The sequence below is a fragment of the Streptomyces sp. NPDC026659 genome, from assembly GCF_040638245.1.
Lineage (GTDB): Bacteria > Actinomycetota > Actinomycetes > Streptomycetales > Streptomycetaceae > Streptomyces.
Window position 1 is genome coordinate 247,418 of record NZ_JBEZXY010000001.1, and the last position, 12,883, is coordinate 260,300.

At 71.5% G+C, this 12,883-nt stretch carries 11 protein-coding genes and 1 pseudogene; 5 read left to right on the forward strand and 7 right to left on the reverse strand.

Features of this window, described 5'->3' with window-relative positions:
• Positions 1–11 precede the first annotated feature (11 nt).
• On the forward strand, positions 12–1,175 hold the full coding sequence (locus tag AB0E91_RS01160; protein WP_361773280.1) for a CoA transferase: 1,164 nt from the start codon (positions 12–14) through the stop codon (positions 1,173–1,175).
• Positions 1,176–1,250: 75 nt separating this feature from the next.
• Here the strand turns inward: AB0E91_RS01160 and AB0E91_RS01165 are convergent, their stop codons facing one another.
• The 7 genes from AB0E91_RS01165 to AB0E91_RS01195 all read right to left on the reverse strand — a co-directional run bounded on the left by AB0E91_RS01165 (position 1,251) and on the right by AB0E91_RS01195 (position 9,735).
• On the reverse strand, positions 1,251–2,345 hold the full coding sequence (locus tag AB0E91_RS01165; protein WP_361773283.1) for an NAD(P)-dependent alcohol dehydrogenase: 1,095 nt from the start codon (positions 2,343–2,345) through the stop codon (positions 1,251–1,253).
• Positions 2,346–2,499: 154 nt separating this feature from the next.
• Positions 2,500–3,402 carry an oxygenase MpaB family protein gene (locus tag AB0E91_RS01170; protein WP_361773286.1) on the reverse strand — a complete coding sequence of 301 codons (903 nt, stop codon included), beginning with the start codon at positions 3,400–3,402 and terminating at the stop codon, positions 2,500–2,502.
• A complete protein-coding gene (locus tag AB0E91_RS01175; protein WP_361773288.1) occupies positions 3,399–4,565 on the reverse strand; it encodes an acyl-CoA dehydrogenase family protein in 1,167 nt (388 codons plus the stop codon). Before AB0E91_RS01175 ends, AB0E91_RS01170 begins: the two co-directional genes overlap by 4 nt.
• Positions 4,566–4,584: 19 nt before the next feature.
• Positions 4,585–5,631: an LLM class F420-dependent oxidoreductase gene (locus AB0E91_RS01180; RefSeq protein WP_361773291.1), complete on the reverse strand. Its 1,047-nt coding sequence runs from the start codon at positions 5,629–5,631 to the stop codon at positions 4,585–4,587.
• Positions 5,628–6,875 carry a CaiB/BaiF CoA-transferase family protein gene (locus AB0E91_RS01185; RefSeq protein ID WP_361773293.1) on the reverse strand — a complete coding sequence of 416 codons (1,248 nt, stop codon included), beginning with the start codon at positions 6,873–6,875 and terminating at the stop codon, positions 5,628–5,630. Before AB0E91_RS01185 ends, AB0E91_RS01180 begins: the two co-directional genes overlap by 4 nt.
• The gene (locus tag AB0E91_RS01190; RefSeq protein WP_361773296.1) at positions 6,872–8,548 is read right to left on the reverse strand and encodes a long-chain fatty acid--CoA ligase; all 1,677 of its coding nucleotides are present in this window, start codon (positions 8,546–8,548) and stop codon (positions 6,872–6,874) included. The genes AB0E91_RS01185 and AB0E91_RS01190 overlap by 4 nt, the downstream gene beginning before the upstream one ends.
• A complete protein-coding gene (locus AB0E91_RS01195; protein ID WP_361773299.1) occupies positions 8,545–9,735 on the reverse strand; it encodes an acyl-CoA dehydrogenase family protein in 1,191 nt (396 codons plus the stop codon). Before AB0E91_RS01195 ends, AB0E91_RS01190 begins: the two co-directional genes overlap by 4 nt.
• A 285-nt stretch (positions 9,736–10,020) precedes the next feature.
• Here AB0E91_RS01195 and AB0E91_RS01200 point away from each other — a divergent pair.
• From AB0E91_RS01200 to AB0E91_RS01215, 4 genes and pseudogenes are all read left to right on the forward strand, one after another.
• Positions 10,021–10,491 (forward strand): annotated as a pseudogene (locus AB0E91_RS01200) (enoyl-CoA hydratase-related protein); the annotation flags it as partial.
• 34 nt (positions 10,492–10,525) lie between these two features.
• Positions 10,526–10,804 (forward strand): enoyl-CoA hydratase-related protein, encoded by a 279-nt coding sequence (locus AB0E91_RS01205; protein WP_361773302.1) that lies wholly within the window; start codon positions 10,526–10,528, stop codon positions 10,802–10,804.
• 96 nt (positions 10,805–10,900) lie between these two features.
• Positions 10,901–12,067 (forward strand): acetyl-CoA C-acyltransferase, encoded by a 1,167-nt coding sequence (locus tag AB0E91_RS01210; RefSeq protein WP_361775083.1) that lies wholly within the window; start codon positions 10,901–10,903, stop codon positions 12,065–12,067.
• Positions 12,068–12,111: 44 nt separating this feature from the next.
• On the forward strand, positions 12,112–12,879 hold the full coding sequence (locus AB0E91_RS01215; protein WP_361773305.1) for a 3-hydroxyacyl-CoA dehydrogenase: 768 nt from the start codon (positions 12,112–12,114) through the stop codon (positions 12,877–12,879).
• Positions 12,880–12,883 lie beyond the last annotated feature (4 nt).

Consider the following 12,883-nt stretch of genomic DNA (forward strand, 5'->3'; position numbering starts at 1 on the left):
AGGAGAGCCGCATGACCGACAACCCCCGCCCGCTGGACGGCTACCGCGTCCTCGACTTCACGCAGAACGTGGCGGGCCCGCTCGCCGGAACCGTCCTCGCCGATCTCGGCGCCGAGGTCGTCAAGATCGAGGCACCCGGCGGTGAGGCCGCCCGCCGGATCACCTCCACCACGCCGGGCCTGGAGCACATTGCCCCGTACTTCCTGCCGAACAACCGCGGCAAGAAGTCGGTGATGGTGGATCTGCGCTCGGACGAGGGCCGGGAGCAGGTCCTCGCCCTGGCCGACACCGCCGACGTGATCCTCGACGCCTTCCGCCCCGGCGTGCTGGACCGCCTCGGCCTGGGCGCACGCGCCGTCCAGGCGCGAAACCCTCGCTGCGTGTACGCCTCGCTCTCGGCGTACGGCGGCGACGGCGAGGAAGGGCGCCGCCCCGGTATCGACATCCTCGTCCAGGCCGAATCGGGCCTGATGACCGGGCTGACCGCGGAGGACGGCCGCCCGCTGCCGGTCCGCTCCACCATCATCGATGCCGCCAGCGGGCACGTGCTGGCGCAGGCGGTACTCGCCGCGCTGCTGGGACGGGAACGGCACGGCACGGCGGATGTCGTCCGCGTCGCGATGTACGACGTGGCGTGCAGCCTCCAGTCGAACAGCCTGACCATGGCGCTGAACTCCGCCGGTGTGTCCCGGCCGCCGGCTGACGGGCGCACGCCGTACGCCACCGCGCCCTCCGGCGTGTTCCCGGCCGCCGAGGGCACCTACCTGATGGTCGCCGCCTACGTCCCCAAGCACTGGACGCTGCTCACCGAACTCCTGCAACGCCCCGACCTGGCCGCCGACCCGCGCTTCGCCGACCAGGCACAGCGCTCTCTGTACAACGCGGACCTCACCCGGGAGCTGAGCGCGACCTTCGCCACCCGCACCGCCGCGGCCTGGGAGAAGCTCCTGCGCGACGCCGGGCTGATGGCGGCCAAGGTCAACAACTGGAGCGAGGCGGTCGAGTCCGAGGTCTTCGCCGAAAGCTCTCTCGCCGTCACGGTCACGGTCACGGACGGCGGCCGGTCCGAGACCGTGGTGCGCACCCCGGCCCGGTACGCGGGTTTCGGTCCGGCAGGTGTCACACCCACACCGCTGCCGGGGGAGCACAACGAGGAGCTGCTCAACCTCGGTTGACCGCACGGCACATGCCGGAGCGGGCCCTGCCCTCGGGGAGGTCAGGGCCCGCTCCGTGCGTGACGTGCGTGGCGGTCAGAAGACGAGGACCGGCTTGACCGTGACCCCCGAACGCGAGTCGGCCGCGGCCCGGTCGATCTCCGCGAACGGATAGGCCGTGGTGATCTCTTCTAGCGGAAGCAGTCCCTTGGCGCGCATCTCCAGCAGGCGCGGGATGAACTCATGGGGCCGGGCGTCGCCCTCGATGCAGCCGCGCAGCGTCTTGCCGCCCCGCATGATGTCATCGACGTCCACGGTGAGTTGCGGCTTGCCCAGGCCGACCAGGACGAGGGTGCCGGCCCGGCCGAGCGCGAGGGCGGCTTCGGCGATCACGGACGGAAGGCCCGAGGTGTCCAGCGCGTGCGAGGCGCCCCCGCCCGTCAACTCCCTGACCGCCTCGACGACATCGACGGCGCCGGGGTCCAGTGCGGCCGTCGCGCCCAGGCGGAGCGCGAGTTCGCGCCGGGCTGGCACCGGGTCCACGGCGACGATCGTGCCGACCTCCTCGGCACGCGCGGCCATCAGCGCGGCACACCCCACCGCACCTGCCCCGTACACCACGAAACTCGAACTCCGCTGCGGTCGAAGTACGTTGAGCACCGAACCCGCACCGGTCTGCACGCCGCAGCCCAGCGGTGCGGCGGTCACCAGGTCGGTGTCCGGGTTGACGACCACCGTGTTGTCGACGGACGCGAGCGCATGCGTGGCGAAGCTGGACTGCCCGAAGAAGGTGCCCGCGACGGGGGTGCCGTCCTGGTGCAGGGTGTGCGTGCCGTCCGGGCGTGGGCCCGGTGCGTTCAGCTCACCGAGCCGCGTGCAGTACGCGACCCGCCCCGCTCGACAGTGGGAGCAGTCTCCGCAGTGCCGGTAGCTGAGCACCACCCGGTCGCCGGGCCGGATGCCGGTGACGCCAGGACCGGTCCCTTCGACGACGCCCGCGCCTTCATGACCGAGGACGTACGGGCCGCCCGCGGGCGGCAGCACGGACCGGTAGTGGAGGTCGGTGTGACAGATGCCGCTGGCCACCATCCGGACCAGCACCTCGCCCTCACGCGGGACGTCGAGCGTGACGCGCTCCAGCGCGAACGGCTCCTCCGGGTGGCGGGAGAGGGCGGCGGTGACGTCCATCATGCTTTCGGTGCCTTCCTTGGGTTCCTGGAACCGCGCTCAGGACCGCCGCGGGTCCGCGCCGACCTGTACTGCAGAGATGTACGACGGAGATGTACGACTCAACGGCGCCCGCCGGATGCCGGTCACTGTGCGCGCCCCGAGCGGCGCGAGACGGTCACGGGGTGTTCTCCTCGGCGCCGGACACGCGGGCCTCGTGCGGTACGGGGCAGGTGCCTGGCGCGAACGTGCCGAGTTCCGCGAGCCGGTATCCGTTCTTGTAGCTGCGCACGTTGGGCGAGCGGCGGGCGGGGAACGGTTCGCGACGCGGTGGCAGCAGGCGTACCGCCCGGCCGCGCAGGCGCATGCCGCCACGCACGGCTGCCCGCAGCAGCGGGTTCGGGGTCCGGTAGCCGAAGGTCTTCAGCAGCGGGTCGTCCATGAGGCAGACGGACGCCGTGCGCATGACCTTCCCGAGCGGGCCCGGGTACCAGGAGGCGATCAGGTCCAGGGTGGCGTCGGAGACGGCGACGGCGCCCTCGTCGTACGCGAAGTGCTCACGCTCGTATTCGTCGAGGAGGCGTTCGAACTCCTCGTACGTCTCCGGGATGTCCTGGATGTTCATGTGCCGGCCGAGCGCCCGGTAGTAGTTGGTCATCGCGCGTACCTCGTGCGGGCTGTGAGGGCGCCAGCCGTAGCTGTCCATCCAGCGTTTGGGGACGACGACGAAGGTGGCGAGCACGTAGCGGAAGTCGTCGTTGGAGATGTCGTAGCGCTTGTGCATCTGGTTCATCCTGCGCAGTGCCTCACGGGCCTGCTCCGAGGTGAAGCCGTGTTCGACGACGGCGTCGAGGATGAGGACGGTGTCGTCGTACCGCTTCTGCGAGCGTTCCGTGAGTTCCGCCGTCTCGGCGAGGAGCCGGCCGATGCTGGGCACGGCGTAGGTGCGGTAGAGGGCGAAGCCGAGTGCCTGGACCGTGTCCCAGGGGAACTCGTGGAAGACGGAGATGCGGTGGATCTCCTCGAAGTCCCGGTCGGGGTCGAGCCGTTCGATGTGCCTCAGCCAGTGGTCGCGCTTCATCCCGCCGCCTTTCCGCTGGTCCCCAGGGACCGTCCGATGATCTCCTTCATGATCTCGGTGGTCCCGCCGTAGATGGTCTGGATGCGGGCGTCGAGGTAGGCGCGCGCGATGGGGAACTCGGTCATGTAGCCGTATCCGCCGTGGAGTTGGAGGCAGCGGTCGACGGTCTTCGTCTGGAGTTCGGTGGCCCACCACTTCGCCTTGGCCGCGTCGATGGGCGTCAGCGTGCCGTCGTTGAGGGCCTCAATGGCGCGGTCGATGTAGACGCGGGTGACGTCGGACTGGGTGGTCAACTCCGCCAGCAGGAACCGGCTGTGCTGGAAGTCGGCGACCGGCTTGCCGAAGGCGGTGCGCTCGGTGCAGTACTCCAGGGTCTGTTCCAGCGCCGTCTCGGTGACGCACTGGGCCCACACCGCGATCGCCATGCGCTCGCGGGGCAGCCGCTCCATGAGGTGCATGAAACCGCGCCCCTCGGTGCCGAGCAGGTTGGCGGCCGGGACGCGCACGGAGTCGAAGAACAGCTCGGCGGTGTCCTGGGCGTGCAGGCCGATCTTGTCGAGCTTGCGACCCCGGGTGAAGCCGGGCATGCCACGCTCGACGACGAACAGGGTCATGCCGCGCGCGCCGGCGGCCGGATCGGTGCGGGCCAGGACGATGACGAGGTCGGCCTGGATGCCGTTGGTGATGAAGGTCTTGGCACCGTCGAGCACCCAGTGGTCGCCGTCGCGTACGGCGGTGGTGCGGATGCCCTGGAGGTCGCTGCCCGCGCCGGGCTCGGTCATCGCGATGGCGGAGACGGTCTCGCCCGTGCACATGCCCGGTACCCAGCGCCGCTTCTGCTCCTCGGTGCCGAGGTCGAGCAGGTACGGCAGCACGATGTCGTCGTGGACGCTGATCGCCGACTCCAGCGAGGCGGCGCCGATCCTGGCGAACTCCTCCATCATCACGGTGCGATAGCGGAAGTCCGCCTGTCCGCCCCCGCCGTACTCCTCCGGGGCCGCGAGCCCCAGCAGGCCCTGCTTGCCGGCGGCGGTCCACGCCTCGCGGCCGATGAGGCGCTCGGCCTCCCAGCGTTCCTGGTGCGGGACGACCTCGCGGGCGACGAACTCCCGTACGACGTCCCGGAAGTCCTCGTGGTCCTGGTCGTAGAGCGTGCGCTGCACGATGACTCTCCTCGAATGCTCAGATGTTCGCGCGGTCGAGCGCTTCGGCGACGGTGGCGAGCGTGGCCGCCTTCTCCTCGTAGGTGTCGCCGTACGGGATGACGGACAGAGTGGTGACACCGCTCGTGGCGAAGGCGGCGAGGCGGTCGGCGATCCGGTCCACCGGTCCGAGCAGGCTGGTCTCGTCGATGAACCCGAACGGCATCTCGGCGGCCGCCGCCTTGGGATCACCGGATAGGTAGAGGTCCTGGACGGTCCGGGCCTCCTTCTCGTAACCGAGCGCGCATGCCTGGGCGTTGTAGAAGTTCTTCTCCCGGCTGCCCATGCCGCCGACGTACAGCGCCGCGTAGTCGCGCACCCTGTCGGCACAGGCGCCGAGGTCGTCACCGACCGACACCGGCACGTTCGCGACCACATCGAAGCCGTCGAGCCCGCGCTCGCCGCGCCCCTCGCGCAGCTGCGCGAGGTTGCCGTCCGCGTGGGACGGGGCGTGGAAGAGGGCCAGCCAGCCGTCGGCGATCTCGCCGGCGAGACGGATGTTGCGCGGCCCGACAGCCGCCAGGTAGACGGGGATCTCCGCCCGGACGGGGTGGATGATCAGCTGGATCGGCTTGCCCGGACTGCCGTCGGGGCCCGGCAGGGGCAGTGGGTAGTGCTCACCCTCATGGCGGACGCGTTCGCGGTGTACGACGGCCCGTACGACGTCGATGTACTCGCGGGTGCGGGCCAGCGGCTTGGAGAACGCGACGCCGTGCCAGCCGGCGGAGACCTGGGGGCCCGAGACGCCGAGACCCAGGTGGAAACGGCCCTCCGAGAGGGCGTCCAGCGTCGCGGCCGTCATGCCGGTCATCGCCGGGGTGCGGGCCGGGATCTGCATCACCGCCGAGCCCAGTCCGATGCGCGTCGTCCGGGCGGCGAGCCAGGACAGCACGGTGACGGCGTCCGAGCCGTACGCCTCCGCCGCCCACACCACGTCGTAACCGAGGCGTTCCGCTTCCAGGGCCAGCCGCAGCGGTTCGACTCCGCCGTCACGGCCCCAGTGGCCCATGCTCAGGCCCAGTCTCATCGCTTCTCTCCTGTGCTCTCACGGGTGTTGGCGCCTGTGTTCTCGCCTGTGTACGGGTGCTGGACGACGGCTGCCGAGGCGAGCAGGCGGTCGCCTTCGTGCACGTCGACTCCCCAGTCCACAAGGGCGCTACGGCTGTCCTGCCCCGGCACCGGCGGCGGCCCCTGGATCTCCCCCGGGGTGCGTTCGAAACGGGGTGCCGGCGCCGGCTGGCGCATCCCGCCCGACTCGGTGAAGACCGAACGGGCCGCGTTGTGCTGGTGGTTGTGGGCTTCCCAGGGACTCAGTACGGGGGCCACGCAGGCGTCGGTGTCGTCGAAGACGGCGGTCCATTCGTCGCGCGTGCGCCCCTTGAACGCGGCGGCCAGCCGCTGCCGCAGCTCGGGCCAGCGCGCGCGGTCGTACTGCGCGGGCAGGTCTGGGTCCTCCGCCAGGCCGAGGCCGGCCAGGAGCTGGGCGTAGAACTTCTCCTCCAGCGGGCCGACCGCCACGTACCCGCCGTCAGCGGTCTCGTACGTCGTGTAGAAGGGCGCCCCGCCGTCGAGGAGGTTCTCGCCCCGGCCGCCCTGCCACTGACCGGCCGCGCGCAGGCCGTGCAGCGCGGTGGTGAGCAGCGCGGCTCCGTCGACCATGGCGGCGTCGACGACCTGGCCCCGGCCTGAGCGCTCCCGTTCGTACAGCGCGGCGAGGATACCTACGGCCAGCAGCATTCCTCCCCCGCCGAAGTCGCCGACGAGGTTCACCGGGGGCACCGGCGGCCGGTCGTGCGGGCCGATCAGTCCGAGGGCTCCGGAGACGGCGGCGTAGGTGATGTCGTGCCCTGCGCGTGGGGCGAGCGGCCCGTTCTGCCCCCAGCCGGTCATCCGCCCGTACACCAGGAGCGGGTTGACGGCGCGGCAGTCCTCGGGGCCGATGCCCAGGCGCTCGGCGACGCCGGGGCGGAAGCCCTCCACCAGTACGTCCGCGGTACCGGCGAGCCGTCTGACCAGGGCGGCGCCGTCGGGGTGCTTGAGGTCGACGGCGATCGAGCGCCGCCCGCGGGCCAGGGGGTCGGTGGAGCGGTACGTCTCCGGGGCGACGTCCGAGGCGCGGTCGACACGCAGTACTTCCGCGCCGAGGTCAGCCAGCAGAGTGCAGGCGAAGGGTGCCGGGGCCATGCTGGCGATCTCGAGCACGCGCAGACCGGCCAGCGGGCCGCACGCGGGCTGCTTTCGGGACGCATGCCGCTGTCGGGGAGTGCTCACGCGCCCGCCGTCCCGTCGCTCTCGACGGGCAGTTCGCCGTCGTGGAACATCCGCCGCACGGCGCGCTTGTCGTACTTGCCGACACTGGTCTTGGGAACTGCCTCCAGGAACGTCCAGCGCTCCGGGATCCACCAGCGAGCCACCCGCCCCTCCAGGAACTCCCGCAGATCGGCGGGGGTGACGGCGGCGCCTTCGGCCAGGGCGACGACGGCCAGCGGGCGCTCGTCCCATTTCGGGTCGGGTACGCCGACGACGGTGGCCTCGACCACGTCCGGATGCTCGGCGATGGCGTTCTCCAGCTCGACCGTGGAGATCCACTCGCCGCCGCTCTTGATGCCGTCCTTGAGCCGGTCGCGTACGACGATCCAGCCGCCGGGCTCGATGATGCCGAGGTCGCCGGTGCGCAGCCAGCCGTCGTCGAACTTGTCGGGGGTGTTCTCGGTGTGCAGGTAGGAGCCGGTCACCCAGGGCCCGCGCAGCTGGAGTTCACCGACCGAAGCCCCGTCCCAGGGCTGCTCGGTACCGTCCATGCCCATGATGCGGACGTCGACCAGTGGCATCACCCGGCCGCTCTTGACCAGCCAGTCGACGTCGTCGTCCCCGTTCTCGGCCGCCTGGCGCGGCGGGGCCGACCAGCTGGCGAGCGGGCTGGTCTCGGTCATGCCCCAGCCCTGGATCAGCTGGACGCCGTAGCGCTCCTTGAGCGCGGCGACCAGGGCGCGCGCGGGGCTGGAGCCGCCGCAGCCGGCCAGCCGGACGGAGGAGAGGTCGAGGGGGTGTTCCTCGCCGTGGCGCAGGAGGCCGTTCCAGAGGGTGGGGACGGCCGCGACGGCGGTGGGCCGCTCCTCGTTGATGATGCGGGCCAGGTCCGGGATGTGCAGGTGACGACCGTTCATGATGAGGTCGGCACCGGCCAGCCAGGCGGCGTACGGCCAGCCCCAGGCGTTGGCGTGGAACATCGGCACGATCGGCAGCACGCGGTCGCGGTCACCCATCGCCGCTCCGCCGCCGCCCGAGATGCCGAGCGTGTGCAGCACGATCGAACGGTGGCTGTAGGCAACGCCCTTCGGGTCGCCGGTGGTACCCGTGGTGTAGCACAGGGCGGCGGCGGAGCGCTCGTCGACCGTGGGCCACGCGAAGCCGGGCCGCTCGGCGGAGAGCAGGTCTTCCCAGCGGTGGACGGCGATGTGGCCGGGCAGCTCCGGCAGTTCGCTGCCACCGCCGGCATCGCCAGCATCGCCGCTGACGTCGCCGATGACCACGATGTGCCGGACGGTGCCGAGCCGCTCACGGACCAGGCCGAGCAGCCCGAGCAGGGTGGAGTCCACCAACAGGACGCGGTCCTCGGCGTGCTCGATGATGTAGCCGAGCTGGTCGGGGTGGAGGCGCAGGTTCAGGGTGTGCAGGACGGCGCCCATGGAGGGGATCGCGAAGTAGGCGGCCAGGTGCTCGGCGGTGTTCCAGGACAGGGTGGCGACGCGGTCGCCTCGACCGACGCCGAGCCGGGTGAGGGCGGCGGCCAGCAACTCGGCCGTCTCGGCGGTCTCGGCGAAGGTCCCGTGTTCGGAGCCGTCCTGCGAGCAGCGCACCACGCGGCTGTTCGCGTGCACCCGCTGTCCGTGCCGGAGCAGGTCGCTCACCTGGAGGTCTCGGTCCATCATCGTGCTCTTCATCGGCCGGCTCCTTCGAATGTGCGCAGCGCCCGGCGGGCGATCGACCAGCGGTGGGTCTCGGACGGACCGTCGTAGATGCGGAAGGGGCGCACCTCGCGCAGGTACGCCGCAAGGGGAAGGTCTCCGGAGACGCCGAGCGCACCACACACCTGCACCGCACGGTCGACGATCCGGCCGACGGCCTCGGCGGTGAAGGTCTTGGCCACGGACGACTCGTGCTTGCCGGAGCGCCCCTGGTCAAGGGTCCACGCGGCCTCGCGGATCAAGGCGCGGGAGGCGGCGAGGTCGATCTCGTTGTCCGCCAACTGCTGCTGGACCATCCCCAGTTCACCGAGCCGGCTGCCGAAGGCGGTGCGCTCGGCCGCGTAGCCGAGGGCGAGGTCGTGCGCCCGGCGGGCGAGGCCGAGCCAGCGCATGCAGTGCGTGAGCCGGGCCGGGGCCAGCCGCACCTGCGCGTAGGCGAAACCCTTGCCGACCTCGCCGAGGACGGCGTCGTCACCGACCTCGCAGCCCTCCAGCTCGATCTCGCAGTGCCCGCCGGTGAATCCCTGGTCGAGGCTCGGGACGTGCCGGACGACGCGGAACCCGGGGGTGTCCGCCGGTACGAGGAACATGGTCGCGGCCGGCTGCGTACCCGTGCTCGTCCGCGCCATGACGATGGCGAAGGCCGCTCCGTCGGCGCCGGTGATGAACCACTTGCGGCCGTCCAGCACCCAGCCGGCGTCCGTCCGGCGGGCGACGGTGGTCAACTGTGAGGGGTCCGAGCCGGCGCCGGGGGCCGGCTCGGTCATCGCGAAGCAGGATCGCACGTCCCCGGCTGCGAGCGGCTTCAGGAAGCGGTCGCGCTGTGCGGCGTCGGCGACCTTCTCCAGCAGCAGCACGTTGCCCTCGTCGGGCGCCGCGCAGTGCAGGGCGAGCGGCCCGAGGAGGCTGTACCCGGCCTCCTGCAGGATCACGGACTGCCCGCGCAGATCGAGGCCGAGACCCCCGAGCTCCTTCGGGACGGTCGGGGCGAAGACCCCGGCCTCACGAGCGGCCCGCTGGAGCGTGCGGCGCAGGGTGTCGTCGGGCGCGCCCGGCCCCCGCAGCATCTCCGCCTCGGCGGGTAGCACGGTTGCCCGGATGAACTCGGCGGTTCTTTCGCGAAGTTCCTCGAGTTCGGGCTCAAGGGTGAAATCGATCGCCATGCGGTCCTCGCGGCTCTGGGAGAGGCGACTACTTAACGCTCGTTAGAAACTAAGAGCGAGGCCGCGTGGGGTCAATACGCCGCGGGGATCGTTTTTACCCTTCGGGGCGCCCACCCGACATACCCACCAGACGCCCGAAGAGTGAAGAGTGAAGCGTGAAGCCCGACGAAACAGGTAATCCCACACCACCCAACCGCTTGACGCATCACCGCCGCCGACCTAACTTCCCTAACGTTCGTTAGATGCGGCTGTGAGCAGTGCGCAGCGAGCCAAGGAGGCGAGCCCATGCCGGACGGAACACCACCGGCCACGCTGGAACGGCGTGGCACCACCGCTCTGATCACTTTCAACCGACCCGATGCCCTGAATGCGGTGAACGCCGAGGTCTCCGCCGCCGTCGGCGCGGCCCTGGAGGAGTTCGCCGCCGACCCGGACCTGCGGGTCGCGGTGGTGACCGGCGCCGGGCGTGCCTTCTGTGCCGGCATGGACCTCAAGGAGGCGGCGGCCGGTCGGGCCGTCCTGGATCCGCGGCACCCCGAGTGGGGCTTCGCGGGTCTGGTCCGCCATCCGCTCGACAAGCCGCTGATCGCCGCCGTCAATGGCCCGGCGCTCGGCGGCGGCGCCGAGGTCGTCCTCGCCTGCGACCTCGTCGTCGCCGACGAGAACGCCACGATCGGCCAGCCCGAGGTGCGCCACGGCCTCTTCCCGGCCGCCGGTGGGGTGCTGCGGCTCCAGCAGCGCGTTCCGCGCAACATCGCTCTGGAGATCGCACTCACCGGCGCCCCTCTCGATGCTGCCACGGCCGCCCCGCTGGGGTCTGGTCAACCGGGTCGCCCCGGCGGGCAAGTCGGTCGATGTCGCCCTGGAGCTGGCCGAGCAGGTGGCGGCCGGCGCACCCCTGGCCCTGCGCGCCGTCAAGCACCTCATGACCTACGGCGAGAACGCCGACGAGGCGCGGGCCTGGGCGGAGAACGAACGCGTCTGGCAGGAGATCAGCGCGAGCGACGACGCATTGGAAGGCCCGCGCGCGTTCGCCGAGAAGCGCGCACCGCGCTGGACCGGCCGCTGACTCCGGCCTCAGGAGCCCCGGCCCCACGGGCTCATGCCTCACCAAATCCACTGTGGGCCAGTCGACTTGAGCAGTGAAGGAACCCGAATGCCCAGCATGAACGACGCCGTCATCGTCGACGTGGTGCGCACCGCGTCCGGCAAGGGCAAGCCCGGCAGCGCGCTGTCCGGCCACCACCCCGTGGACCTCCTGGCCACGGTGCTCACCGCACTCGTCGAGCGCAACGGCCTCGACCCGGCCCTGGTCGACGACGTGATCGGCGGCTGCGTCTCGCAGTCCGGCGAACAGGCCCTCAACATCACCCGCAGCGCGCTGCTGGCGACCGGTTTCCCCGAGTCGGTGCCGGCGACGACCGTCGACCGGCAGTGCGGCTCCAGCCAGCAGGCGGGTCACTTCGCGGCACAGGGGGTGCTGGCGGGGGCGTACGACATCGTGATCGCCTGCGGAGTGGAGTCGATGAGCCGGGTGCCGCTGGGCGCGAGCGCGGCCGGCGCCGACACCTCCGGCGAGGGGCTGCGCCGCCGCTACCCCGAGGGGCTGATCCCGCAGGGCCTGTCCGCCGAACTGCTGGCCGTGCGCTGGAAGTTGGAGCGCGATGAGCTGGACGCGTTCGCGGCCCGCTCCCACCAGCGCGCCTCGGCGACCGCGGAATCGGGCGGCTTCGCAAACGAGATCATCCCGGTCGGCGGTCACACGGCGGACGAGACCGTGCGGGCGACGACCACGACCGCGAGCCTTGCCGCACTCAGGCCCGCGTTCACCGGGGCGCCCGGCGCCGAGCGCTTCCCGGAGATCGACTGGCGTATCACGCCCGGCAACTCCTCCCCCCTCACCGACGGCGCCTCCGCCGCCCTCATCATGAGCGCGGCCACGGCCGATCGCCTCGGTCTGCGCCCGCGGGCCCGCTTCCACTCCTTCGCGGTCACCGGCTCCGACCCACTGCTCATGCTCGACGGGGTCGTCCCCGCCACCCACAAGGTTCTCGAACGGTCCGGGTTGTCCCTCGACGCCATCGACGCGTACGAGGTCAACGAGGCGTTCGCCCCGGTACCGCTGTTGTGGCAGCGGGAGTTCGACGCCGACCCCGAGCGCCTGAATCCGCGCGGCGGCGCCATCGCCCTCGGTCACCCGCTCGGCGCATCCGGTACCCGACTCCTCGCCACACTCGTCAACCACCTGGAGGCGACGGGCGGCCGCTACGGCCTCCAGACCATGTGCGAGGGCGCCGGCATGGCCAACGCCACCATCATCGAACGTCTCTGACGACACGTCACTCGTCACCAACTCGGTTCAGGAGAACACCGACCATGGACATCGCAGGCAGCGTCGCACTCATCACCGGTGGCGCCTCGGGCCTCGGACTCGCCACCGCCCGACGGCTGCTCGCCGCCGGAGCGTCGGTGGTGCTCGCCGACCTCCCCTCCTCCGACGGCAAGGCGGTCGCCGCCGATCTGGGCGACCGGGCCGTCTTCGCGCCCACCGACGTCACCTCGGAAGCCGACGTCACCGCCGCCCTCGAAGCGGCGTCGGCGCTCGGCGAGCTACGGATCGTCGTCAACTGCGCCGGCATCGGCACCGCCGCCCGCACCCTCGGCAGGAACGGCCCCTTCCCTCTGGCCGACTTCACCCGCACCATCCAGATCAACCTCGTCGGCACCTTCAACGTCATCCGGCTGGCCGCCGAACGCATGGCCGCGCAGGAGCCGGTCGCGGGCGGCGAGGAGCGCGGTGTCATCGTCAACACCGCCTCCGTGGCGGCGTACGACGGACAGATCGGGCAGGCCGCGTACTCCGCCTCCAAGGGCGGCGTGGTCGGCCTCACCTTGCCCGTCGCCCGGGACCTGGCGAGCAGCCGCATCCGCGTCATGACCATCGCCCCGGGACTGTTCGAGACGCCGATGCTCGCCGGCCTGCCCGAGGATGCGAAGGCCTCGCTCGGCGCGCAGGTCCCGCACCCCAGCCGCCTGGGCCGCCCCGCCGAGTACGCCGCCCTCGTCCAGCACATCGCCGAGAACCCGATGCTCAACGGCGAGGTCATCCGGCTCGACGGCGCCATCCGCATGGCACCCCGCTGACCGG

Excerpts from the sequence above, each read along its gene's own strand:
- AB0E91_RS01160 (WP_361773280.1), top strand. The coding sequence starts at position 12 with ATGACCGACAACCCCCGCCCGCTGGACGGCTACCGCGTCCTCGACTTC.
- AB0E91_RS01165 (WP_361773283.1), bottom strand. The coding sequence starts at position 2,345 with ATGATGGACGTCACCGCCGCCCTCTCCCGCCACCCGGAGGAGCCGTTC.
- AB0E91_RS01170 (WP_361773286.1), bottom strand. The coding sequence starts at position 3,402 with ATGAAGCGCGACCACTGGCTGAGGCACATCGAACGGCTCGACCCCGAC.
- AB0E91_RS01180 (WP_361773291.1), bottom strand. The coding sequence starts at position 5,631 with ATGAGACTGGGCCTGAGCATGGGCCACTGGGGCCGTGACGGCGGAGTC.
- AB0E91_RS01190 (WP_361773296.1), bottom strand. The coding sequence starts at position 8,548 with ATGAAGAGCACGATGATGGACCGAGACCTCCAGGTGAGCGACCTGCTC.
- AB0E91_RS01195 (WP_361773299.1), bottom strand. The coding sequence starts at position 9,735 with ATGGCGATCGATTTCACCCTTGAGCCCGAACTCGAGGAACTTCGCGAA.
- AB0E91_RS01205 (WP_361773302.1), top strand. The coding sequence starts at position 10,526 with ATGCTGCCACGGCCGCCCCGCTGGGGTCTGGTCAACCGGGTCGCCCCG.
- AB0E91_RS01210 (WP_361775083.1), top strand. The coding sequence starts at position 10,901 with ATGAACGACGCCGTCATCGTCGACGTGGTGCGCACCGCGTCCGGCAAG.
- AB0E91_RS01215 (WP_361773305.1), top strand. The coding sequence starts at position 12,112 with ATGGACATCGCAGGCAGCGTCGCACTCATCACCGGTGGCGCCTCGGGC.